Annotated in this window: 19 protein-coding genes; 4 read left to right on the top strand and 15 right to left on the bottom strand. The window is 45.5% G+C overall.

The genetic code is table 11. From position 1 onward, the window contains the following. Nucleotides 1-13 precede the first annotated feature (13 nt). From BC643_RS13430 to BC643_RS13420, 3 genes are all read right to left on the bottom strand, one after another. Nucleotides 14-739, bottom strand: coding sequence for a porin family protein (locus tag BC643_RS13430; protein WP_120273577.1), 726 nt, complete (start codon nucleotides 737-739; stop codon nucleotides 14-16). Between the two features lie 81 nt (nucleotides 740-820). Next, nucleotides 821-1,525, bottom strand: a complete 705-nt coding sequence (locus tag BC643_RS13425; RefSeq protein ID WP_120273576.1) for a response regulator transcription factor — start codon at nucleotides 1,523-1,525, stop codon at nucleotides 821-823. Nucleotides 1,526-1,624: 99 nt separating this feature from the next. Further along, entirely contained in the window at nucleotides 1,625-2,659 is a 1,035-nt protein-coding gene (locus BC643_RS13420; protein ID WP_120273575.1) for a sensor histidine kinase, read from the bottom strand. A 288-nt stretch (nucleotides 2,660-2,947) separates the two neighbouring features. Here BC643_RS13420 and BC643_RS13415 point away from each other — a divergent pair, with 288 nt between their 5' ends. Beyond that, complete coding sequence (locus tag BC643_RS13415) at nucleotides 2,948-5,200, top strand: inorganic phosphate transporter (protein ID WP_120273574.1); 2,253 nt, start codon at nucleotides 2,948-2,950, stop codon at nucleotides 5,198-5,200. A gap of 68 nt (nucleotides 5,201-5,268) precedes the next feature. On the opposite strand, the gene BC643_RS13410 is transcribed toward BC643_RS13415, so the two are convergent. From BC643_RS13410 to BC643_RS13390, 5 genes are all read right to left on the bottom strand, one after another. Further along, the gene (locus tag BC643_RS13410; RefSeq protein WP_120273573.1) at nucleotides 5,269-6,648 is read right to left on the bottom strand and encodes a tryptophanase; all 1,380 of its coding nucleotides are present in this window, start codon (nucleotides 6,646-6,648) and stop codon (nucleotides 5,269-5,271) included. 282 nt (nucleotides 6,649-6,930) lie between these two features. Next, entirely contained in the window at nucleotides 6,931-8,184 is a 1,254-nt protein-coding gene (locus BC643_RS13405; protein ID WP_120273572.1) for an alpha/beta hydrolase family protein, read from the bottom strand. 23 nt (nucleotides 8,185-8,207) lie between these two features. Beyond that, complete coding sequence (gene folK / locus BC643_RS13400; RefSeq protein WP_120273571.1) at nucleotides 8,208-8,588, bottom strand: 2-amino-4-hydroxy-6-hydroxymethyldihydropteridine diphosphokinase; 381 nt, start codon at nucleotides 8,586-8,588, stop codon at nucleotides 8,208-8,210. Continuing rightward, nucleotides 8,585-8,938, bottom strand: a complete 354-nt coding sequence (locus BC643_RS13395; RefSeq protein ID WP_120273570.1) for a FolB domain-containing protein — start codon at nucleotides 8,936-8,938, stop codon at nucleotides 8,585-8,587. The genes folK and BC643_RS13395 overlap by 4 nt, the downstream gene beginning before the upstream one ends. Before the next feature lie 94 nt (nucleotides 8,939-9,032). After that, nucleotides 9,033-9,761 (bottom strand): SDR family NAD(P)-dependent oxidoreductase, encoded by a 729-nt coding sequence (locus BC643_RS13390; RefSeq protein WP_120273569.1) that lies wholly within the window; start codon nucleotides 9,759-9,761, stop codon nucleotides 9,033-9,035. Nucleotides 9,762-10,061: 300 nt separating this feature from the next. On the opposite strand from BC643_RS13390, the gene BC643_RS13385 reads away from it, so the two are divergent. After that, on the top strand, nucleotides 10,062-11,162 hold the full coding sequence (locus BC643_RS13385; protein WP_120273568.1) for a universal stress protein: 1,101 nt from the start codon (nucleotides 10,062-10,064) through the stop codon (nucleotides 11,160-11,162). Between the two features lie 57 nt (nucleotides 11,163-11,219). Here the strand turns inward: BC643_RS13385 and BC643_RS13380 are convergent, their stop codons facing one another. The 4 genes from BC643_RS13380 to galE form a co-directional block, all read right to left on the bottom strand. After that, on the bottom strand, nucleotides 11,220-11,828 hold the full coding sequence (locus BC643_RS13380; protein WP_120273567.1) for a riboflavin synthase: 609 nt from the start codon (nucleotides 11,826-11,828) through the stop codon (nucleotides 11,220-11,222). 87 nt (nucleotides 11,829-11,915) lie between these two features. Next, nucleotides 11,916-13,529, bottom strand: coding sequence for an amidase (locus tag BC643_RS13375; RefSeq protein ID WP_120273566.1), 1,614 nt, complete (start codon nucleotides 13,527-13,529; stop codon nucleotides 11,916-11,918). Between the two features lie 140 nt (nucleotides 13,530-13,669). Next, nucleotides 13,670-14,590, bottom strand: coding sequence for an RluA family pseudouridine synthase (locus BC643_RS13370; protein ID WP_120273565.1), 921 nt, complete (start codon nucleotides 14,588-14,590; stop codon nucleotides 13,670-13,672). Nucleotides 14,591-14,766: 176 nt separating this feature from the next. Beyond that, the gene (gene galE / locus BC643_RS13365) at nucleotides 14,767-15,795 is read right to left on the bottom strand and encodes a UDP-glucose 4-epimerase GalE (RefSeq protein ID WP_120273564.1); all 1,029 of its coding nucleotides are present in this window, start codon (nucleotides 15,793-15,795) and stop codon (nucleotides 14,767-14,769) included. A gap of 168 nt (nucleotides 15,796-15,963) precedes the next feature. Here galE and BC643_RS13360 point away from each other — a divergent pair, with 168 nt between their 5' ends. Then, the gene (locus BC643_RS13360) at nucleotides 15,964-16,911 is read left to right on the top strand and encodes an HU domain-containing protein (protein ID WP_120273563.1); all 948 of its coding nucleotides are present in this window, start codon (nucleotides 15,964-15,966) and stop codon (nucleotides 16,909-16,911) included. A 45-nt stretch (nucleotides 16,912-16,956) separates the two neighbouring features. Here BC643_RS13360 and BC643_RS13355 read toward each other — a convergent pair whose 3' ends face one another. Beyond that, nucleotides 16,957-17,607 carry an NADPH-dependent F420 reductase gene (locus BC643_RS13355; RefSeq protein ID WP_120273562.1) on the bottom strand — a complete coding sequence of 217 codons (651 nt, stop codon included), beginning with the start codon at nucleotides 17,605-17,607 and terminating at the stop codon, nucleotides 16,957-16,959. A gap of 121 nt (nucleotides 17,608-17,728) precedes the next feature. Here BC643_RS13355 and BC643_RS13350 point away from each other — a divergent pair, with 121 nt between their 5' ends. Continuing rightward, entirely contained in the window at nucleotides 17,729-18,637 is a 909-nt protein-coding gene (locus BC643_RS13350) for a S66 peptidase family protein (RefSeq protein ID WP_170154549.1), read from the top strand. Nucleotides 18,638-18,648: 11 nt separating this feature from the next. On the opposite strand, the gene BC643_RS13345 is transcribed toward BC643_RS13350, so the two are convergent. After that, the gene (locus BC643_RS13345; RefSeq protein WP_120273560.1) at nucleotides 18,649-19,617 is read right to left on the bottom strand and encodes an NAD-dependent epimerase/dehydratase family protein; all 969 of its coding nucleotides are present in this window, start codon (nucleotides 19,615-19,617) and stop codon (nucleotides 18,649-18,651) included. A 131-nt stretch (nucleotides 19,618-19,748) separates the two neighbouring features. Then, nucleotides 19,749-22,850, bottom strand: coding sequence for an efflux RND transporter permease subunit (locus tag BC643_RS13340; protein ID WP_120273559.1), 3,102 nt, complete (start codon nucleotides 22,848-22,850; stop codon nucleotides 19,749-19,751). Between the last annotated feature and the right edge of the window lie 10 nt (nucleotides 22,851-22,860).

Genomic DNA, 22,860 nt, shown 5'->3' with positions numbered 1-22,860 from the left:
GCTGCATCAACAATTAGAACCGATACGAAATCCCGAGCACAAGGCTGCGGGAATATAGGTCTTCCTCCTCGTCGTTGCTAATATTAAGCAGTCCGTATTGGGCGCTCAGGTTGAATGCCAGACCCAAAGGCAATTCGTAGGTGGCGAGTCCTCCCCAACCAAAATCAAAGCGTTTGAAAGGTGCATCGTCCATCAGCATTTCGGTCGATTGATTTCCCGAATCGTCCGTCCAAACAAACTCATCCTCTTTAAAAAGCTTTTGCTCGCCGGAAGTTTCATCGGAGCCAAGCTTACCATCAACTTTTACCTTTCCACCCAAACCATAACTAAAAACCGGACCCAAACCGAGCGCCAACTTCCCTGTTTTTGCCTCCATTACATTCATTTTGAAATAAACCGGCAAATCCAGGTAAAGCGGTGAAAAGCGGCTCGTCATCTCCAGTTCCAGCGTCGTGTATCCAGTTGTTGATGGAATCGAATAGGTCTCTTTTACCGACGCTTTGGCCCGTCGAAAGCTGAAAAGTAGTTCCGGTTGCAAACTGAAACGTTCACTCAACTGCTGCTCGGCAAAAACGCCTGCTTGAAAACCGGGTTGGTACTTGTACTCCGGATTGAGACCGGACGCACTTTCGGAATGATAACCTGAAAAAGAAGCTCCTGCTTTTACACCCCAGCTAAACTGCCCAAAAGACAAAACCGGGATAAAAAAGGCACAAAAAAGGACCAGAAATACTTTCATAGATAGCGGGATTGATAAGGAAAAGATAATAAAAAAAGCATGACTTTTGAGCCATGCTTCCGAATATCGTTTTGAATTTTACTACTCAACAAACTTGTAACCAATACCTTTCAAGGTCTTGATATGATCGTTTCCGATCTTCTCGCGCAACTTGCGGATGTGAACATCAATGGTACGGTCGCCCACTACAACGTTGTCACCCCAAACCGAGTAATAAATCTCTTCGCGCGTAAAGACCTTTCCTGGTTTCGATACCAGCAATGAGAGCAATTCAAACTCCTTCCGCGGCAGAATCATTTCCTCGCCATTCATTTTAATCAGGTAACGCTCTTTGTCGATCACCAGGTCGCCAATGGCCAGGGTATTGGTATTTTCAACCGGAGCTGCTGCAGCAGTACTGCTTCCACCGGTACGTTTCAGTAAGGCTTTCACGCGGCTAACCAAAACTTTCGGACGAATAGGCTTCGTAATATAATCGTCGGCTCCGGCTTCGAAGCCTGCGATTTGCGAATAATCTTCACCGCGGGCAGTCAGGAAAGCAATAATGCAGCTCTGTAAAGCCGGAATCTTGCGCAGTTCTTCGCAGGCAGCGATACCATCCATTTCCGGCATCATCACATCCAAAATAATCAGATGAGGAACTTTCTTCTCTGCAACTTTGATTGCTTCGGCGCCGTTTTGCGCTGTATATACTTTGAAACCTTCTTTTTCGAGGTTGTAACTGATGAACTCCAAAATATCGACTTCATCGTCTACCAAGAGGATTTTGTATTTTTCTTCACTCATATCAGGTACTTGTTAACTAGCAGCGAATTTATTTCTGGTTTATTTTTGATTTCAACGTCAAACTTCAACTAAAGTTGAATTGCAGGAAATTTACCAAAATCATTTGGACTTTTCAAGCGTGAAAGTGAAAGTTGTTCCTTCGTCCACTTCTGATTTAACATTGATCGTTTGTTTGTGAGCTTCAATAATATGCTTCACAATGGATAAACCCAAACCGGTACCACCTTGTTCACGGGACCGCGATTTGTCGACGCGATAAAAGCGTTCAAAGATGCGTGGAAGGTCACTTTTATCGATTCCTATCCCATTATCCATGACCTCAACCATGAGGTGATCTTTCAAATCGTAGAAGGTAACTTTCACAAAACCTTTCTGACGTCCGTATTTGATTCCGTTGGCGACGAGGTTGGTCATCACCTCCATGATTCGTTTCTTGTCGGCCCGAACTTTAACCGGTTTTTCAGGACGCTCGAACAGTAATTGAATTTTGCGCTCGTTGGCCATCATCTGCTCCATTTCAATCACGTCGTCAACCAGTTTCACAAAATCGAAACTCTCGACGCGTAACCGCAGAACCCCTGACTCCAACTTGGTAATCGACTCGAGATCTTCCACAATCGAAATCATCCGGTCGATACTTTTTTCGGTGCGTTTCAGGTAAAGCATGTTGATCTTCGGATCATCCAACCCTCCTTCCAGCAGGGTCAAAATGTAGCCTTGAATATTGAAAATCGGCGTTTTCAATTCGTGCGAAACGTTTCCGACGAACTCTTTGCGATAACGCTCCAAATCTTTCAACCGCGTAATTTCCTGGGTCTGGTTCTTTGCCCACTGCTCAACTTCCTTGTGCACATCAGCAATCTCATTGGATGGCTGCTGCGGGTTTTTGACAGCTTTACCCTGCAACGGAATCTCCCGAATTACTTTGTAAATCGGCTCAATTTTATCGTTGATATAACGGGTTAGAAAAGAAACGGACAGGAAATAGACAGCGACGAGCAAGCCCAAAATCAATACTATTTTGAAAAAGACCGGCATCGGAATTACGGTCAGAACGACGGCTTCAATAGCACACAAACCTGTTATCAGAATCGTTAGGTAGAGCGCCAGGCGCCGAATTGGATATGTCTTCATTCAAAACTTTTTAGTTGGATCAAAAACAGGCAGAACGCTGAAAAATACCAAATTCACAGCACTTTTCCTGCCCTTCAACCTTTCAAAAATAAGATCTCTGATTTGATTTAAACTGATCCACAGCACAATTTCACAGAAAATTCAATTTAATATTAAAAATAGGATAAAAATTAGTTACTTCGCCTTTAATGATATTTTAATAATCATTTAAACGTTTCTTAAATTTTTATTTCTCAGCCCCTTGACGATAGGGGTTATTTTTGCCCGCGATTCTAATAAAAATCAAAAATGGAACATTTCTATCTTATCCTGGTGGTCGTTCTTTTCGCATTGGCCATTTCAGACCTAATCGTCGGTGTAAGTAACGACGCCGTGAACTTCCTCAACTCTGCAATCGGTTCAAAAGCCGCCCCCAAATGGCTCATCTTCGGTGTTGCCTCACTGGGTGTACTGGTTGGATCCGTCTTCTCAAGCGGGATGATGGAAGTTGCTCGTAAAGGGATTTTTCATCCTGACATGTTTATGTTCTCCGAAATCATGATCATCTTCCTGGCAGTAATGATAACAGACGTTATCCTGCTTGACATGTTCAACACCTTCGGATTACCAACTTCGACAACCGTATCAATTGTATTTGAATTACTGGGTGCCGCAGTTGCCGTTTCGTTCATCAAGATTAAGATGGCAGGGCAATCAATCGGTCAATTATCCGAGTACATCAACAGTGAAAAAGCACTGGCCATTATTTCCGGGATTTTAGTATCGGTGATAATCGCGTTCATCGTGGGAGCTCTGGTTCAATACATTGCACGGATGGTATTCTCCTTCCGTCAGCATCGCACCCTGAAATATTACGGGGCTGTTTTTGGTGGTTTATCCATCGCCGCAATGACCTATTTCATGATCATCAAAGGTGCAAAAGGAGCTACATTCATCACCGAAGACATGTTGAAATACATGACCGAAAACATGCTTCAGATTTTGATTTTCAGCTTCATTGGTTGGACGGTTGTTCTTCAGCTTTTTACCTGGCTATTTAAAATTGACATCCCGAAGATTATTGTTCTTGTGGGTACATTCGGCCTTGCCATGGCATTTGCCGGAAACGACCTGGTAAACTTTATTGGTGTGCCGTTGGCCGGGTTCCAGTCATTCAAAGCCTGGATTGCCGGTGGAGGTATTGCTGCCGATTCGTTCTCGATGGAAATGCTGAAAGGTAAAGTAGCCACACCTTCTTACATGTTGGTTATTGCCGGTTTTGTAATGATCATCACCTTGATTACTTCAAGAAAAGCACAGAATGTTGTTGCTACCAGCGTCGATTTATCTCGTCAGAATGAAGGCGACGAAAGATTTGGCTCATCGATGCTTTCGCGGATTATCGTGCGCAAAACCATGCAAGCCAACAAAAACGTTCACAAAATATTACCTGCCAGCCTGAACCGCTTTATCGATTCTCGTTTTGAGCATCCAAAGGGTGAAAAAATTGTGGCATTGGAAGACGAAGCCGCTTTCGATAAAATCCGCGCAGCAATTAACCTGATTGTTTCCGGAATCCTAATCTCCATCGGTACTTCCCTGAAACTGCCTTTGTCAACAACATACGTGACATTTATGGTAGCAATGGGTACTTCGCTGGCCGACCGCGCCTGGGGCAGAGAAAGTGCCGTATATCGGATTTCAGGCGTATTTGCCGTAGTTGGTGGCTGGTTCCTGACTGCTTTGGTTGCTTTCACTGTTTCGCTGGTAATCGCATTGATTATTTCTCTCAGTGGCAACTTCATGATCTTTGTATTCATCGGATTGGCCATCTTTACCGTGGTTCGTACGCACACTGTATTGCGTAAAAGAGCAGCCAACAAACAAAGCGAGGAAGAGGAGCACATCATTGAAACAGATGGCACCGACAAAGTGATAGACAAGACCAAAAAGCAAGTTCTTAACGCCGTAATCACCATTAATCAAGTATATTCAACTGCAGTAGAAAGCTTCATCGACGAAGAACGCACTCAATTGCGGGAGGCTGTTGAAATGAAAACGGCTTTCGATAAAAAGTCGAAGAAGATGAAGAACAAGGTCTCCAGTGTAATCGAAAAACTGCAACAAAGCGACTCATTAGACTTGGGACACTTCTATGTACAGTTGGTGGATTACATGCGTGAGGTTTCGCACTCGTTAAGCTACCTTGTTGACCCGATGCACGAGCACCTCGAAAACAATCACAAACCGTTTACGGACGCTCAGGCGGCTGAACTAAAAAGTTTCTTAACCGATGCAACGAACTTTGTAAACCTGACCCGCCAGGTTGTTGAAAAAGAACAGTTCGAAGAACTCAACAACGTAATCAAACAGCGCGACGATCTGATCATCAAAATAGGTCAGCTGGAAAAAGCGCAAATTAAGCGGATTAAAAATAAAGAAGTCAACACCCGAAATTCCGTGTTATTCTTCAACATTATTTCGGAAACAAAGAACCTGCTGATGCACTACGTTAACTTGATAAAAGCACAGCGAGACTTCTTCTCGAACGCACGCAAATAAGCACTCGATACAAACAAAAAATCCCGGTTTTAAGCCGGGATTTTTTTATGCTTTAAATTGACCTTCGTTTAGTCAACTTTCTTCAGTCCAACTGTAAAGTGGCGCATAATTGGCGCTTCGTGCTCAATTTTAAAGCCACGACGAATGGTATCGCGACGCTCAAACAGGTTGATTAATCCCGCTGCAACAACATCCATGTGATTGTTGGTGTAGGTACGGCGCGGAATAGCCAAACGCAGGAATTCGTTACCCGGATAGCGGTTTTCGTGCGTTTCCGGATCACGGTCGGCCAGCAAGGTACCAACCTCAACGCCACGCACACCGGCTTCCAAATACAATTCAACAGCCAAAGTCTGCGCAATGTATTCTTCCTGCGGAACAGCCGGCAAAAAGCGGCGTGCATCCACAAATACGGCATGTCCGCCTAACGGACGCTGAACGGGCACACCTGCTTCAATCAGTTTATTTCCGAGATAGTGAACCTGGCTGATGCGAGCTTCCAAATACTCGGCTTCAGTAGCCTCATCAAGCCCCACAGCCAAGGCATTCATATCACGACCAGCCATACCACCGTAGGTCAGGAAGCCTTCGTACATGATGTTGTAAACCGTTGCCTGGTCGAACCAATCTTTACGATGCATTGCCAGCAAACCGCCGATATTAACAATCCCGTCTTTCTTGCTACTCATAGTCATCCCATCGGCATAGCTGTACATTTCGCGCACAATTTCTTTGATCGTTTTATCTGCATAGCCTTCTTCGCGCTGTTTGATAAACCAGGCATTCTCCGCAAAACGAGCCGAGTCAAAAATAACCGGAATACCGTAAGCATCGGCCAGTTGTTTTACATCGCGCATGTTCTGCATCGATACCGGCTGGCCGCCCGACGTGTTACAGGTTACTGTAACAATGATCATCGGAATTTGGTCTTTCGGGTATGTTTCCAGTACTAACTGTAGTTTTTCAAGGTCGATATTTCCTTTAAAAGGGTGATCGATCGTCGTGTCGAAAGCCTCATCAATCGTACAATCTACAGCTTTCGCTTTGCGGAATTCGATGTGCCCTTTGGTTGTGTCGAAGTGTGAGTTTCCGGGAACAATATTTCCCTCTTTCACCAACACCGAGAACAACACATTTTCGGCAGCACGCCCCTGGTGAACAGGTAACATGTACTCAAAACCGAAAAGCTGTTCCACCCGATCCTTCAAATTAAAGAACGAAGATGAGCCCGCGTAACTCTCGTCGCCGGTCATCACAGCTGCCCACTGGCGGTCGCTCATGGCACCGGTGCCGCTGTCGGTTAACAAGTCGATGTAAACCTGCTCGCTGCGCAGGTTAAACAGGTTGTAGTCCGCTTTGCGGATCCAGTTCTCACGTTCTTCACGGGTACTGCGGTAGATTGGCTCTACCATTTTAATGCGGTAATTTTCTGCAAAAGGAAGTTCCATTTCCTATCGTTTTAATTTTTTGATAAACAACTTGAATTAAATAGCAATTACAACACACCAACGTGCATTGTCTAATGCTTCACCGAAGTGAATCGTACGTACATGCGTAGGGAATTAACGCGACTGGAAATGGAAGGAATCGCGTTTTTTAATGTTGACAAATCGTTGTCCGGAAAGAGCTGTTTCTAGATCAAAAATCCACATCGTTATAAAAACTTATCGCCGACAAAGTTACACAAATTGTCGGCTTTCGAGAATGTCAAATGTCAGTTTTTCGTGGCCTTAGTCCTCCAAGCTCAGGAACCAAGCCACTGTCTTCAACCCAAAAGGAAGGACTCCACCAGAGTGATCCTCACCTTCCAGTTTCGTCAACGAGATCATGCTTTCGCTAACCCCGATCGAGCGAAAATCAGTGATAAAATCCTCGGAGATTTCGATTGGCACATAATTGTCGGCATCACCGTGAAAAAGCATTGTAGGCGTGCTCAAATTCCAGGCTGTGATACTATTCCCTGAAAGCGCCGACTTAACACTGGCGTATTGGCTATCGCTGCTGTATCCGCTGATATAATCCGCTTTAAACAGGGCACTGATATCGGTGGTTAAAGCAGCATTGATTTCGCCTCCTGAAGTCTCGAAATCGAACAGACCCGGAATAGCGCTGGCATAGCTGTCAGCAAACATATCCGACAGTGGGTTCGTGATTAATCCATGCAATTCGTAAGCCTGCAACAAATACGCAAAATAGTAAGGCATAGGGTAAGTATCTTTGCCTAAAACAATGCTGTTCATTTGGCTCAAATTATACGGACCGGCGCCACAGGAAGCCGCCTTCAGGTCGAAACCGGTCATCGGATTCTGGTCAATTTCCTTCAACAGTTGCATCGTGCTCCATCCGCCCTGTGAATATCCCGCTAAAAACAGATCTCCACTCAGCTTGGCTTCAATTTCATCTTTCGCCATCAACTCGCTCGCACCGGTAATCATATCGGTAAGAGACGGCAAGGTGTTTTCTTTTTCGAGATAGGGATGGAAAACCGACTCAGAGCTACCAAAGCCGGGATAATCGGGAATTACAACCACAAAACCCAATGAAGCCATGCACTCCAAAACAACAGTCGTATTTTCCGGATCATCCGGATTAAAAGCGTAATTCTTGCTGGGTGCGTCGCTGTATAAGACGTTAGTACCGTTTTGAAATGAAAGAAGCGGGTACTCCCCGGAAGCTGCGGGCACAGCGATCAGGCCTGATGCAATCAATTCTTCCCCTTCAAAAGTAGTTTTATAAGTGACTTTGTAAACATTGACTCCCGACTGTACAAAAGAAGTCAATCCTGAAGCATCAGGGTACTGGTTTTCCAGAAGAGTCAAGGCGCTTTGAATAAATGACTGCGACAAACTCGTGGCCAGAGTACTGGATACAAGGACCTCATCGGTTGTTTCTGTTTTATCGTCATTGCCATCTTTATGGCAGGCCGTAAATCCAACAAAAAGTACAAGTAACAGCGACCAGGAAATCTGCTTCAGCATTTTCATAAGCTTGTTTATTTCAGCGTTAACTATTCTTTCTTAAATCCGAGACTTTCCGCAGCATCCCGCAAAAAGTCACGCGTATAGTAATCTTCGTCTACAATCTCTCCATTCCAAACCACGATATCCAAATCCATGGTTCGCGGGCCGAATTTCGGCAGGCTGCGATCGCGTCCCAGCGCATCCTCAACCGATTTCAGATACTGCTTAAAATCGACTTGGGTCAATTCCGTTTCTACCAATGCAGCTCCGTTTACGAAATCGGGCTGATCTTCAATCCCGATTGGCTTCGTGCGAACGAGCTCTGACACCATCAAAACACGACAATCCTTTTCCATGAGAGCCAGCATTTTTGCAATATTTTGTTCCGGATCGATGTTGGAACCAATGGATATGATCGCCGAATTCAACGGCGAGCCTCCATCTCAAAAGACACCGATTCGGCGAAACGCAGCGCATGGGGCTTATCAACCTCAACCTTCGCATAGGTAACACGCTCGTCTTCCATAATCATATTCAACAGGTTCGAGGTCAACACCTCCAGTAACTTAAACTGCCCGTCCTGAACATGTGCAATTATCTTTTTGGTGATCAATTTATAATCGTAAATACCGTCGGGTTCATCTTCCTGCAAGGCTGAATCGGGCACGGTCGCCTCAATTTCAACATTGATAACTACATCCTGTTTGTTTACCAATTCATCCGGGTTAAAACCGATGTAAGTTCGTAACAACAGATTTTTTACACGAATTTTTGCCATAACATCTATTTGGAGCTTCGACCTGTTTATAAAAATTAAACCAGCGAAGTGGTTTGTTTAGATAACATTGAGCTTTTCAGAATGTTCCCTCTGACTAAATAGTTTGTCCCAGATTTTCGCCTCCGTCGCAGAAAAGCAACTGGCCTGTAAGGTGATCGTTTTCCAAAATGTAATCCAGACTTTTCAGGATCGGCTCAATGCCGCTGGGCTTTTGCATCGGCGTTTTTTTTGCGATCAACCACAGGTACGATTCGTCTTTGTCTTCCGGAGGAAGTGTTGCTCCTGGCGCAATTGCATTGACCCGGATATACGGCGCAAATTCCAGTGCAGCCATTTTGGTTAACTCCCAAAGTGCCTTTTTCGACAGGCTGTAAGCAGCATAATCTGTCTTACTGTTGGTAATGCGGGTATCCACGAAATTCACGATTAATCCCTTGCCTATTTGGCGCGCAAAGTCGCGGATTAACAAAAACGGCGCCCGGTAATTAATCATCATCAAACGATCCAAAAGGTCGAAGTGTGTTTCGAAAATCGATGCCCCTTCGAAAACAGCGGCATTATTCACCAGCAAGTCGAGCTGACCAAATACCCGAAGTACTTCCGGCACCAGGCTTTCCACCGCAAACGGGTTTTGCATGTTCGACTGGAACAACACAAAGTTTTGCTCGGGATAACTCTTCTGTAGTTCTGTAATCAGTTTGTTTGCAGCTTTTTCTGAGCTATTGTAGTGCAACGCCAGGTTCCATCCTTTGGCTGCCAGGTGAAGCGCTACTTCGCGTCCCACTCGCTTCGCGGCTCCGGTAATTAATGCTGTTTGTCCCATCTACTGAATTTCTGTGGCTTTTAGTTTTGGAAAACGAAAATAGCAGAACCTTTTCAATTCCACCAGATCATGTTCTTCTTGTTTGAAGAATATTTCATTCCATCAGTTTTCTATCGAAAAAAGATAACGAATTTCATTTAATTAAACGGTATCGTCGAGCCGGAATTGTGTTTTCACCAAAATTAGTGTCGCCAAAATAACTTAAAAAACATTTTAACAAAGAAACAGGCAATTGTTTGAAACCAAAGAGCTGTTAAATTCGAAATAATAAATAAAACTGTTCATTAAAAACCTGAAGCTATGGATGAGAAACTAATCACGATCGCCCTTCTACCTTATTCCAAAGCTGAAATACTGCGTTCAATGTTGGAATCAGAAGGTATTGAATGTAGCCTCGAGAACATAAATCTGATCCAGGGAGCTGTTGCTTCCGGTGTTAAAGTTCGGATTTATGAGAAAGATGTGAAGAAAGCCTGGCCAATTGTTGACGAATTACTGGGCAAAGAAGATAAAGATAAAATGAAGACCGAAGATACCATCCTGGTGCCGGTTGATTTTTCAAACTACTCATTTAAAGCAGCTTTAATGGCTTTTGAAATTGCTCAAAAGCTGGAATCAAAACTGATCTTTTACCACGTGATTCAACAACCCGACTTCTTCAGCATGCCCTACTCCGATGTTATGGCCTTCAACACCGGACTATACGACCATTTGAAAGAACGCGAGGAATTTGCCAACGAAGAGTTTGTTAAGTTTTTGAACAAGCTGACAGATTACATCGGGGTGAAAACCTGGGAAAAAGTTGAATCGGAGCACATGATCAAATTGGGTTACCCGGAAGACGATATCCTGTATTTTACCGAAAAACACCCGCCAAGGCTCATCGTCATGGGCATCAAAGGGCCAAAAGAAGATGATTTGGATATTATGGGAAGTACGACTGCCGGCGTCATCTACAAATCGGCTGTTCCGGTACTTGTTATTCCGGAAAAAGCGCCCCTGTTGAACCTGGCCTCGATGAAGAAAATCGTTTACGCGACCAACTTCGATGAAAAAGACATCGTTTCCCTGGATAAACTTTTGGGCTTGCTGAAACCGTTCAACGCCAAGCTCTGCTGTCTGCACGTTGGACCGGACGCCGCCCGTGAATGGGACGAAGCCAAGCTGGAAAGCCTGCACAACTTACTTGCCAATAAATATCCGGACACCCCCATTGAGTGTATTGTAAAACCGGGTGCTAACATTTTGCAGGATTTGGAGAGTTTTATTGAAGAAAACGACATCGATATTCTTTCGCTCACCACCCACAAGCGAAACATGATTACAAGAATATTTAATCCCAGTATTGCGCGGAAGATGGTATTTCATGTGAAAACGCCCCTGTTGGTATTTCACTCTTAAAAAGCACAAGATCCGGTCAATTGGCCGGATCTTCGTTTTATCTTGAAAGGTGATCTGCTATTTAAACGTCGCCAGTTTGGCTAGGTACTTTCCAATAATGTCGAATTCCAAATTGATAACCGAACCTTCCTTAAAGGTATGGAAGTTGGTCTCTTTGTAAGTGTAAGGAATAATGGCAACCTGGAAAGAATTGTCTTTCGAGTTGACAACGGTCAGGCTGACTCCGTTCACGGTCACCGACCCTTTTTCAACAGTCATGTAACCTTGTTGCGCTTTCGACTTGTCGAATTCGTATTCGAAGGTGAAATACCAGCTACCGTCCGCTTCTTCCACCTTTTTGCAAACAGCAGTTTGGTCAACATGACCCTGAACGATGTGGCCGTCCAAACGTCCGTTCATCATCATGCTGCGCTCCAGGTTTACTTTCGAACCAACTTCGAGATATCCCAGGTTTGTTTTCAAAATGGTTTCTTTAATGGCTGTTACCGTATAAGTTTTGGCTTCCAGATCAATCTTTACAACCGTCAAACAAACGCCGTTGTGCGACAAACTCTGATCGATCTTCAACTCATTCACAAATGAACAGGTCAGCGAGAAATGGTAATTTTCCTGTTCCCGTTCAATGGCTTTTACAACGCCATACTCTTCAACTATTCCTGAAAACATGCTAATTGATTTTTAATTTGGGCGAATTTACCGAAAAGCAGGCAATCCCGAAAATATTCATTCGCTTTAAAACCGACTTTCAACTGCTTAGCTGATCGTTCGTTTAAAATCCGGTGATTGACGGTGCATCGTACTTTGCTCGTAGGCGAAAGCCAACTTCAATAAAACCGGCTCACTCCAAGCCCGTCCGAAGAAAGAAATCCCAATTGGCAATCCCTTCAGAAATCCAGCCGGAACAGTCACACTGGGATATCCGGCTACGGCGCCTGCATCGCTGCTTCCCCCGGTATAATTATCGCCATTCACCCAATCGATCGGCCACGATGGCCCGTTGGTTGGAGCAATCAAGGCGTCAAGCTGGTGTTCATCCATTAAACGATCAATTCCTTCATTACGCGATTTCTCCTTCGAATTTTTCAATGCTTCCAGGTATTCCGGATCATTCAGGCCTTTTGTTTGCTCGGCTTGCTCAAAAATTTCCTGCCCAAACCAAGGCATCTCCTCTTCCGCATGTGTTTTATTGAAAACAATCAGATCGGCCAGCGTCCGCATATTTTGATCCGTGCGACTCTCCAAATATGAGGCCATATCAGCTTTAAGCTCTGTAATCAGCACGGTCCACTCCGCCGCTTCCCATTCGCTACGCGCCGTCAACTCCAACTTGTCAACGATTTCAGCGCCGGCTCTTCGCAAGTCGGCAATCGCTTGCTCCGCCAAACCAGCCACTTCCCGATTCGCCGGAAACATATTCCGAACCACTCCAATTCGGGAACCTTTGAGACCATCTCTTTTTAGAAACTGGGTGTAATCAGAATAAATTGGACCTTTCTCCAAATGGGTTTCTGCGTCATTCGGATCAAATTCAGCCAAAGCACCCAGCAAAATAGCTGCATCTTTCACCGTACGGCACATCGGTCCAGCAGTGTCCTGACTATGCGAAATCGGGATAATACCATCACGGCTCCACATCCCGAGTGTTGGTTTTACACCAACAATACCGTTGATTCCCGAAGGACAAACAATGGAACCATCCGTTTCCGAACCAATACCAATCGCGCATAGGTTCGCGGAAATGGCAGCACCCGTACCCGAACTTGAGCCGCAGGGACTTCGGTCGAGGCAAAAGGGATTGCGCACTTGCCCGCCTCGCCCGCTCCAGCCACTCGATGATATGGTGGAACGAATATTGGCCCATTCGCTGAGGTTTGTCTTTCCCAGAAGTACCGCTCCGGCAGCGCGCAATTTTTTTACGATGAATGCGTCGTCCGGCGCCGAGGTTCCGGCCAAAGCCAGCGAACCGGCTGTGGTCATCATTTTATCGCCGGTGTCAATATTGTCTTTAATCAAAATCGGAATCCCGTGAAGAGGTCCGCGAACTTGTCCTTTCGCCCGCTCGTCGTCCATTTGCTTTGCAATTTCCAAAGCGTCCGGATTCAATTCAATCACTGATTTCAAAAACGGATCGACCAGTTCAATTCGGGCCAGATATTTCCGGCAAAGCTCAACCGAACTCAGTTCACCGTCAGCCATGAATTGCTGAAACTGGCCGACTGTGAATTCGTTCAAATCGAAAGCAGCCAAATCGACACTTTCCTGATCATCTACCGGTTGTTTTGTTTCAGGTGAGCAGGCACTGATTCCCGCTATTGACAAAGCAGAACCGCCCGCGATAGCGGATTTTACGAAGTTGCGGCGTTTCATAGGATTTCAATGTTTACAAATCCTAAATTAGCAATTAGCCCTTGATTTACAAAACGAAAAAAGAGGCTAAAAAGCCCCTTTTCTATATTTAATTTTATGAATCTACGATTCTAAATTGCGTTTATTAGCTGCGCTTTCTACTAGAATAATTTCAGGAAGCTTCCGGGAATGGACGTCTCAAAACGAAACTTTTTACCGGTTGTTGGGTGTGTAAAAGCCAATACCCAGGCATGCAAACCTAAACGTCTGATCGGATTCGAGGTGGAACCATATTTCTTGTCACCAACGATCGGATGACCTAAATCCTTCATGTGAACGCGAATTTGGTTCTTGCGACCTGTTTCCAGGTTCACTTTCAACAGCGAGAATTCGTCGTTTGATTTTAAGGTCGAGTAATTCGTAACCGCATGCTGCCCGCGTTCGGGATCCTGCGAAGAATAAACGATAAATGCTTTGCTCTCGAACAGATAAGAACTGTGCGTTCCTTCCGTCGGATCCAATTGACCATCGATCACAGCCAAATAGGTTCTTTCACCGACTGTTTCGGTCCATGTTTCCTGCAGCAATTCCTTTACTTCCTTCGACTTCGCAAAAAGCATCAAGCCACTCGTCTCACGATCAAGTCGGTGCACGATAAAAATTTTGTTACCCCGGTCCTGTACTTTCACATAGCTACTGAGCATGCTGTAAACCGTGTCGCGTTTTTCTTTGTCGGTCGCAATGGTCAACAAACCCGCGTTTTTATTCACCACAATCACTTGGTCATCCTCATGTACGATAACCACGCCGGGCATCTTCAAAGCACTATCCGCAGGTCTGCGGCTCAACTCAATAGAATCACCAGGTTTTAAAACGTGATTAAACTGGCTGATAGCAGTTCCGTTCACAACCACCTGCCGCTTTTTCAACATCGTTTTAATGTTATTCCGGTTTTTGTGAGGCATGTTCTCAATCAAAAACTTCATCAGTTCAGCTTCCTGCTTCACTTTAAACTGAGTCGTTTGCGGTTTTTCACGCTTTGGATTCTTATCTTTTCCTTTATTCTCGCCTTTGTTCTTCATGTTGTAATTTTGCACGAACCGACAAATAATCAGGTCGGTTTACGGGGACAAAGATAAAGCTATTCTCTATTTTTTCAGCCTATTAATTTTTAAGCTGAAAGCGAAGCCCCGGAAAAAGAAAAACGGACCCGACCATTGGCCGAATCCGTTGATATCTATTGCAATTTATTTCGGAATTATTGGATGCCGCGAACGCGTTTCTCCCAGTTCCAGGCTGAAAGCAGCGTTTCTTCCAAACCGGTTTCCGCTTTCCAACCCAATTCTTCGTTGGCATAGGTTGTATCGGCCCAGATTTTTTCGATATCACCGGCACGACGGGCTACAATTTTGTAATTCAACTTCACACCTGTCGATTTCTCGAAACCTTTCACGATTTCCAAAACGGAGTAGCCGTTTCCGGTTCCCAGGTTGAAGATTTCGTAACCAGACTTGTTTTTCGCTTGCAGCAAGCGCTCAATCGCAACCACGTGTGCTTTCGCCAAATCCACCACGTTGATGTAATCGCGAACAGCAGAACCATCAGTTGTATCGTAATCGTCGCCGAAAACTTTCAGCTCATCGCGTAAACCAGCAGCCGCCTGTGTAATGAAAGGCACCAGGTTTTGCGGAACGCCCAGCGGCAATTCGCCGATTAAAGCTGTCGGGTGTGCGCCAATCGGGTTGAAATAGCGCAAAGCGATGCCCTTCAATTGCGGATAAGCCTTAATCGCGTCGTTCAGAATATCTTCGTTCACACGCTTCGTGTTTCCGTAAGGCGACTCGGCATCTTTACGAGGTGTGGTCTCCGTCACCGGCAGCTTATCCGGTTGTCCGTAAACAGTACAAGACGAAGAAAAAACGATATTCGGGATGTTGTATTTCAACTGGCAGTCGAGAATGTTCATCAACGAAACCAGGTTGTTTCTGTAATAGTGCAGCGGAATTTGAACCGATTCACCCACAGCTTTGGACGCCGCGAAGTGGATGATCGCAGCAATATCGGTGTTCTTTCCGAAGAACTCGTCGGTTTTGGCAGCATCAGAAAGATTCAATTGCTCGAAAGCTGGCTTGATACCCGTGATTTTCTCGATATTATCCAGAACTTCAATGCTCGAGTTTGACAAGTCGTCAACAACCACAACATCGTAGCCTGATTGCTGTAATTCAACTACCGTGTGGGAGCCAATGTAACCGGTTCCGCCGGTCACCAATATTTTTGCAGTCATAAGTTGGTTTTAAATTTTTCGTAAAAATAAGCATAATTGAAGCATCCTACTCCTTTCAACTTGTGAAGGTTAATACAACCAAGGTTCAAAAAACACTTAATATGTTGAAAACTTTCAGTTGGCGGGCCATTAATTTTTCTTTATTTTTGATTTCAAACACGAGAATCTGTGGAATTATTAGCCTACATCAAAGAACTATTATTGCTGAATGATTGCGTGATTATTCCGGGCTTTGGCGGTTTTGTAACCAACTACAAACAAGCCGGATTACATGCATCGCAGTTTACGCCTCCCGCAAAATCGGTCAGTTTTAACAAGAAACTGAACTTCAACGATGGGCTGCTGGTTAATCACGTTGCTTCGGAAGAAGGACTGAATTATATCGCTGCCCGTAAAAAGGTTGATTTGATGGTTCAGGAACTAAACTACCGCCTGACTGACGGAGAAGATATCAACATCCCGGGATTGGGTGATCTGCACTACGACGAACAACAACATCTGGTATTCACTCCTAAAATTGAAGGAAACCTGAATATCGATGCGTTCGGATTGGATGCTTTCAGCTACGAAAGTTTGTTCTCTCGCCAGGTAGCCCGCAAAGCTATCTCGCAACAAGATCGTCAGGTCGTAGAAGTAATTTTCCAGAAACGCAGCTTGAAAAAAGTTTTGCTGGCTGTTCCGTTGTTGTTTGCATTGGCTGTTATTCCATTGAAAAACAACACCACGCACATCCAAAAATCTGATTTGGGCAGCATTCGTGAAATGATGATGCCAACAGCAACACCTGCTGTCGCGGAAGAAACACCGGCAGCTGAAGAAACGATTACTGCTGATGCAGAAGAAGTTGCTGAAGCAGCGCAGGCTGAAGAAATGATAGAAGAAACACCTGCCCGCTATTTCCTGATTGTCGGAAGTTTCCGCGCTGAGGAAAACGCACAAACCTTTATCGGTCAACTGGACAAGAAAGGATACCAGGGAACCGACTTGGGTGTCATTAAAGGACTACATTACATTTCGCTGGGAGCTTACGTCACCATCGACGACGCGCTTTCGGCCAGAACAAATTGGGAAAAGCAAACAGGATCGGGATCCTGGATCTATAAAAAGCTAAACTAAATGTGCCAAGCCCCTTCTCAGGGGCTTTTTTATTATACAACTTTCCTACGACCGAATTAGTTTGAAAGCATGTCCCCATTGGTGCTCTAATAATCCGGGGATACACCAAAGCACCGCCAGCATCTCAATTGGTCGCGCCGCTTCAACGCCTCCCATATCGGCAGTCTCCCAACCAAACTGAGTCAAAATTCCGGCTACCTCTTCTTTCGCCTTATCACTGTTACCACAGATAAACATAGTTGGCGTGCCGCCCTTCAATTTCGGATTGACCATTATGGCATTCCCGACGCTGTTAAAGGCTTTCACAAAATGAATCCGCGTGTACTTTGCTTGCAATTGCTCCATCAACGATGAGTTTTGCGGCGTGAAATAACGAAGCACGCCATTGTCGGGCGCATCGCTGCTGATTGGATTACAGGTATCGATGACCGTTTTTTCGTGCAAATTGGCAGCTCCCGCTAAGTCGAGCACAAACTCGGCGGCACTGCCCTTTACAGCCAGCACAACCACATCTCCAAAGCGGGCTGCTTCCTCAAAAGAGCCCAACGAAGCATTTTCTCCTCCTTCCTTCAACCAATCCCGCAAATTTCCCGGTTGGCGTGTCCCAACCATTACCTGGTAACCATGTTTCAGGAAACCATCCGCCAAAACCCGGCCAACAATTCCGGATCCCAGCACACCGACACGATTTCTCATCGCTTTTTATTTTTTAATTGTTTGACATAGAACGCTGTCAACCGATTTTACGATAATTTGGGTCTTTAGTTAAAGCCGGCGTATTCTGAAGATTTGTATCTTCATGCCAAATTCAAAATTCATGCATCAACCTGCCTTTTTAAAGCCCGGAGACCGAATCCGGATTGTATCGCCAGCTGGGAAAATAGACGCCGAGAAAGTAATGCCTGCAGTAGAACTCTTGAAACAGGAAGGATTTGAAGTTCTGCTTGGACAACATACCTTCGACCGACATTTTCAGTTTGCGGGAACCGATGCAGACCGCCTCAACGACTTTCAAGAAGCACTGGATGATCCGGACTGCCGCGCAATTATCTGCTCACGAGGAGGCTACGGAGCCATAAGACTGGTGGATGAATTGAATTTTGAACGCTTCCGCCGATCTCCCAAATGGCTGGTTGGCTTTAGCGACATTACTGTTTTACACGCCAGGTTTCAACAGGAAGGTTTTTGCAGTATCCATGGCCCGATGACAGCTTTTTATCTGAAAGACGGAGTGCAAACTGAAAGCTACCGGAAACTGATGCAAATGGTTCGGGGAAACTTTTCAACTGACACTTTCGACGCTCACCAACTGAACCGGGGCGGCCATGCAGAGGGCGAGCTTTGCGGCGGCAACCTGTCGATTGTTTACAGCTTGTTGGGCACTGCATTGGCACCAGACACAGCTGGCAAAATCTTATTTATTGAAGACCTCACTGAATACCTGTATCATTTGGACCGGATGATGCACGGCTTGAAAATGGCCGGAAAACTGAAGGATCTGAGTGCATTACTGGTTGGAAGTTTCACCGAGATGAAAGATAACGACTCGCCGTTCGGGCAAAGCGTCGAAGAAATTATTTTTGAAGCTGTAAGGGACTACGATTTTCCGGTTTATTTCGATTGTCCCTCCGGTCACATCGACGAAAATATGCCGCTACTATTCGGGGGCCAATATTCGCTGACTGCACAAAACGGACAAGTTATTCTTACCCCAAAGTCAATGTAACCAGAAGGATACTAGCGACCAGTTTTATCTAAATACTGAATTGTTTCCCGGATACCTTGTTCGTACGACGTTGGGGTAAAGTCGAAATAGCTGTTGAATTTCGTTGAATCGAAGTGATAATCCATTTCCTGCTGATACAGCATTTCATACACCTCCGAAATAGTTTTGTCAAAATAACCCATCAACTTAACCATCCACTTTGGAATCAGCATGAGCTTGGGATCCGTTTTGTACTCATCCGCGATCAGCTTCACCCATTGTTCTGCCGTCAATCCCGGATTCGTCGTTGGTAAATGCCACACCTGATTCCGCGCTTTACTGTCGTCGGCCAAAAGCCGCATCGCTTTGGCGCAATCAATGGTGTAGGTGAACGAATGAGGCTGCGTCATACTCCCCATCCACTGCGCTTTTTTACCGCTTTTGAGGTTTTTCATCATCATCAGATACAACATACTCGTCTCGACTGAATGAGGTCCGTATAAATCCGCTGAACGGGCAATGATCGCATTGATATTCCCCCGATGCATTTCCTCTTCCAGTTCCAAAGCAATCTTAGCCCGAACTTCTCCCTTTTTACTAAAGGGATTATAAGGCGTCGATTCGGTCATTTTACCTTCAACTCGCCCGTACATGTACACATTATCGAAAAATATCAGTTGGACATTTTCCTTGATGCAGGCTTCGATAACGTAATCCATAATGCGCGGCCACTGTTTTTCCCAAATCTCATAACGATAAGGCAGGCCGGCACACAGGTGCACTACATCTGAATTTTTAACGGCTTTCAGTGTCGCCGGATAGGAGGTGAGATCAGCCTTCTCTGAACTGGCGCCGGACATGGTAAACCCGCTGCGCGAAACCAGTTTTACGATCTGATTGTGCTGCAGTAATTCTTCTGCGAGGCTATTGCCAATTGACCCTCCGGCTCCTAATATCGTATGTCTTTTTACTGTATTTGAATTTGATATGCTTCTCCCCATAATCGCGGATTTCCTTCCAAAAAGTTCTTGTATGTCTTGTCAAAATGTGAAATTCAAGTTACCAAAAAAGCTCCGCGTTTGGGTTACAGTCCGGTTAATTTGACAGCATATAAAGGTTAAAGGTTCTTAATTTAAAGCGTTTCCGGGGAACCCGACTTCCCATTCTTCCGGCTACGTCCTTCAACCCAAAGGTAAATCGTTGGCAAAACCAACAAAGTCAGGAAAGTCGACGTGATCAATCCACCAATTACAACTGTGGCCAAAGGACGCTGGACCTCGGAACCCGGGCCTGAATTGAACGCCATGGGAATGAAACCCAAACTGGCCACCAAAGCCGTCATCAGCACCGGGCGAAGCCGGTCGCCGGCACCCTCAATTACCAATTTCCGCAAGGGCAGTGAGCTCTCTTTTCGCAGTTCGTTGATGTGATCGAGCAACACGATACCGTTCAGCACCGCCACCCCGAACAAGGCTACAAAGCCGATACTGGCCGAAACCGACAAATACATGCCGCGCATCCAAAGCAAGAACACCCCACCGGAGAGCGCAAAAGGAAGATTCAAAAGAATAATCATCGCAAAACGCATGCTGCCGAAGTTGAGATACAGCAGGCCAATAATGATGAACAGCGACAACGGAACGACCAACAACAGGTGGTTCATGGCACGACGCTGGTTCTCGAAGGTACCACCGTATTCGAGAAAGTAGCCAGGCGGCACATTCGCCTTCTCATCGATAGCTTGCTGAAGATTGGTTACATAAGTTCCGATATCGATATTTTTAATGTTGACGCCGACAATCAAGCGCCGCCAGCCATTTTCGCGCTGAATTTCTCGGGGCCCTTCCTGCGCAACGATTTTACTGACCCGTTTCAGCGGAATAAACTGCCCATTGGCCAAATAGACCGGGATTTCCTGAATCTGCTGCAACTGCTCCCGGATATCTTTCGGATAACGCACCAAAATATCGAAACGGCGCTGTCCTTCGTAGACTTGTCCTGCAACCTGTCCGCCGATACCGGCTTCAATCACCTGCTGCACATCATCCACATTCAACCCAAACGAGGCAACGGCCTCCCGGTCAATCTCAATCGTCAAGTAAGGTTGCCCGATTGGCTGCTCAACGAAATAGTTATCCGTCCCCTCCATTCCAACAGCAATTTTCGAAATCGCTTCACCAATACGGTTCAACTCGTCCAAATCTTCACCATAAATTTTAACAGCCAAATCTGATTTCACCCCACTGGTTAATTCATCAACACGCATGGCAATTGGCTGCGTAAAGTTGTAAGCCAAACCAGGTTCTGTCTTCAAATAAGGTTCAATCTCAGCAATAATATCTTCCTTTTCGATGCCTTTTCGCCATTCCTTCGGATCTTTCAGCACCACCCAAACATCGGTTTGGTGAACGCCCATCCAGTCGTTTGCCAAATCTGAGCGTCCGGTTTTGGGGACGACTGTTTTAATCTCCGGAATATTTTTCATCAACTGACCTCCCAGCCAATTGGCATTTTCAATCGACTCTTCCAAGGTCACCGATGGCATCCGAACCTGTTCCACCAAAATGGAACCTTCTTCCAACTCGGGCAAAAACTCGCTCCCGAGCCGAACCATGACAATTATAGAAAATACAAAAAGGAGTAAGGCTGAAGTCAACACTAAAAAGCGCTTCTGCATATGCCATTCCAAGGTCTTCAGGTACATCGGCTTTAACCAATCGATTAGGTAATTGCGCCGCACTTTCACCCCTTTCCGAAATATAATAGAAGAGATGGAGGGAATAAAAACCAGTGCCAGCAACAGTGAACCCAGCACGGCAGCTGCAACGGTAATGGCCATCGGCCGGTACAAAATTCCTTCCATGCCGCTGAAAGTCATAATCGGCACATAAACCATCAGAATGATCAGGACGCCAAAAAAGATAGGCCGAACCACCTGTTTCGCAGCCGAAATAATCGTCTCATCGGGCACCTCATCATCCTTTCGTCCCTGCAGGCGATGCACAATGTTTTCAACCATCACCACCGAACCGTCGACCACCATACCAAAGTCAATCGCTCCTAAACTCATCAGGTTGGCAGCCAAACCAAACTCGCGCATGCCAATAAATGCAAACAGCATGGAAAGCGGAATAACCATGGCCACGATCAATGCACCCGAAATTTCACCGAGCAGCAAGAGTAAAACAACAATAACCAGGAATCCACCTTCCATCAGGTTTGTTTTAATGGTTCCCGTTGTCCGGTTGATCAGATCCGACTGATCGTAGAATTTTTCGACCTGCACACCCTCCGGCAGATTTTTATTGATGGATTCAATTTTTGCTTCAATATCCGAGATCACTTCGCGCCCGTTTCCTCCGCGCAACATCATCACGATACCTGTCACAACCTCACCCTTTCCGTCGCGGGTAACGCCGCCCTGCCTAATCTGCGTTCCGATTTCAACATCAGCCACATCTTTGATAAAAACAGGGGTGTTGTCGCGTTTGGCAACGACAATATTCAGAATGTCTTCTTTCTTGTTGATTTGCCCGAAGCCCCGAACAATGTACTGTTCACGATTGTGCACCAGGTAATTTCCGCCGGAAACGGAGTTGTTACTGGCAATAGCATCAATAATATCCTGAATATTGATACTGTACATGCGCATTTTGCCCGGCTGAATCAGAACGTTGTATTCTTTTACAAAGCCTCCAAAAGAATTGATCTCAGTGACTCCTTTCACAACCTTTAACTGCGGTGCAATCAACCAGTCCTGAATCTCCCGAAGCTCGGTGAGCGAATAACCTTCACCTTTGACCTGGTACTGGTAGATTTCACCCAGGGCTGTGGAAATCGGCCCCAATTGGGGAGCGGAAACATCAGGCGGCAATTCGTCGGATATGGACTGAAGCCGCTGACTAACCATTTGGCGTGCAAAATAGATATCCGTATTTTCTTCAAATTCCACGGTAACAGCAGAAAGACCGAACTGCGAAATGGAACGAACCTCTTTTACATCGGGTAAACCATTCATAGCTGTCTCAATCGGATAACTGACCAGCTTTTCCACATCGAACGGCGAGTAGCGGCCTGCCTTGGTGATCACCAAAACCTGAACCGGAGTCACATCAGGTAACGAGTTGATCGGAATCTGCATCAACGAATACACACCGGCGGCAGCCATTAACACAACCAGCGAAAGGGCAACAAACTTTTGGCGAACCGAAAAAACGACAATTTGATTGAGCATCTTGATGATT

This window comes from Mangrovibacterium diazotrophicum (assembly GCF_003610535.1).
GTDB lineage: Bacteria > Bacteroidota > Bacteroidia > Bacteroidales > Prolixibacteraceae > Mangrovibacterium > Mangrovibacterium diazotrophicum.
The sequence above is the reverse complement of the archived record's forward strand: the minus strand, read 5'-3'. Positions and strand labels throughout refer to the sequence as shown.

Excerpts from the sequence above, each read along its gene's own strand:
- BC643_RS13340 (WP_120273559.1), bottom strand. The coding sequence starts at position 22,850 with ATGCTCAATCAAATTGTCGTTTTTTCGGTTCGCCAAAAGTTTGTTGCC.
- galE (WP_120273564.1), bottom strand. The coding sequence starts at position 15,795 with ATGACTGCAAAAATATTGGTGACCGGCGGAACCGGTTACATTGGCTCC.
- BC643_RS13350 (WP_170154549.1), top strand. The coding sequence starts at position 17,729 with ATGCATCAACCTGCCTTTTTAAAGCCCGGAGACCGAATCCGGATTGTA.
- BC643_RS13345 (WP_120273560.1), bottom strand. The coding sequence starts at position 19,617 with ATGGGGAGAAGCATATCAAATTCAAATACAGTAAAAAGACATACGATA.
- BC643_RS13415 (WP_120273574.1), top strand. The coding sequence starts at position 2,948 with ATGGAACATTTCTATCTTATCCTGGTGGTCGTTCTTTTCGCATTGGCC.
- BC643_RS13420 (WP_120273575.1), bottom strand. The coding sequence starts at position 2,659 with ATGAAGACATATCCAATTCGGCGCCTGGCGCTCTACCTAACGATTCTG.
- BC643_RS13355 (WP_120273562.1), bottom strand. The coding sequence starts at position 17,607 with ATGAGAAATCGTGTCGGTGTGCTGGGATCCGGAATTGTTGGCCGGGTT.
- BC643_RS13380 (WP_120273567.1), bottom strand. The coding sequence starts at position 11,828 with ATGTTTTCAGGAATAGTTGAAGAGTATGGCGTTGTAAAAGCCATTGAA.
- BC643_RS13390 (WP_120273569.1), bottom strand. The coding sequence starts at position 9,761 with ATGGGACAAACAGCATTAATTACCGGAGCCGCGAAGCGAGTGGGACGC.
- BC643_RS13370 (WP_120273565.1), bottom strand. The coding sequence starts at position 14,590 with ATGAAGAACAAAGGCGAGAATAAAGGAAAAGATAAGAATCCAAAGCGT.
- BC643_RS13405 (WP_120273572.1), bottom strand. The coding sequence starts at position 8,184 with ATGAAAATGCTGAAGCAGATTTCCTGGTCGCTGTTACTTGTACTTTTT.
- BC643_RS13425 (WP_120273576.1), bottom strand. The coding sequence starts at position 1,525 with ATGAGTGAAGAAAAATACAAAATCCTCTTGGTAGACGATGAAGTCGAT.
- BC643_RS13430 (WP_120273577.1), bottom strand. The coding sequence starts at position 739 with ATGAAAGTATTTCTGGTCCTTTTTTGTGCCTTTTTTATCCCGGTTTTG.
- BC643_RS13385 (WP_120273568.1), top strand. The coding sequence starts at position 10,062 with ATGGATGAGAAACTAATCACGATCGCCCTTCTACCTTATTCCAAAGCT.
- BC643_RS13410 (WP_120273573.1), bottom strand. The coding sequence starts at position 6,648 with ATGGAACTTCCTTTTGCAGAAAATTACCGCATTAAAATGGTAGAGCCA.
- BC643_RS13395 (WP_120273570.1), bottom strand. The coding sequence starts at position 8,938 with ATGGCAAAAATTCGTGTAAAAAATCTGTTGTTACGAACTTACATCGGT.
- BC643_RS13375 (WP_120273566.1), bottom strand. The coding sequence starts at position 13,529 with ATGAAACGCCGCAACTTCGTAAAATCCGCTATCGCGGGCGGTTCTGCT.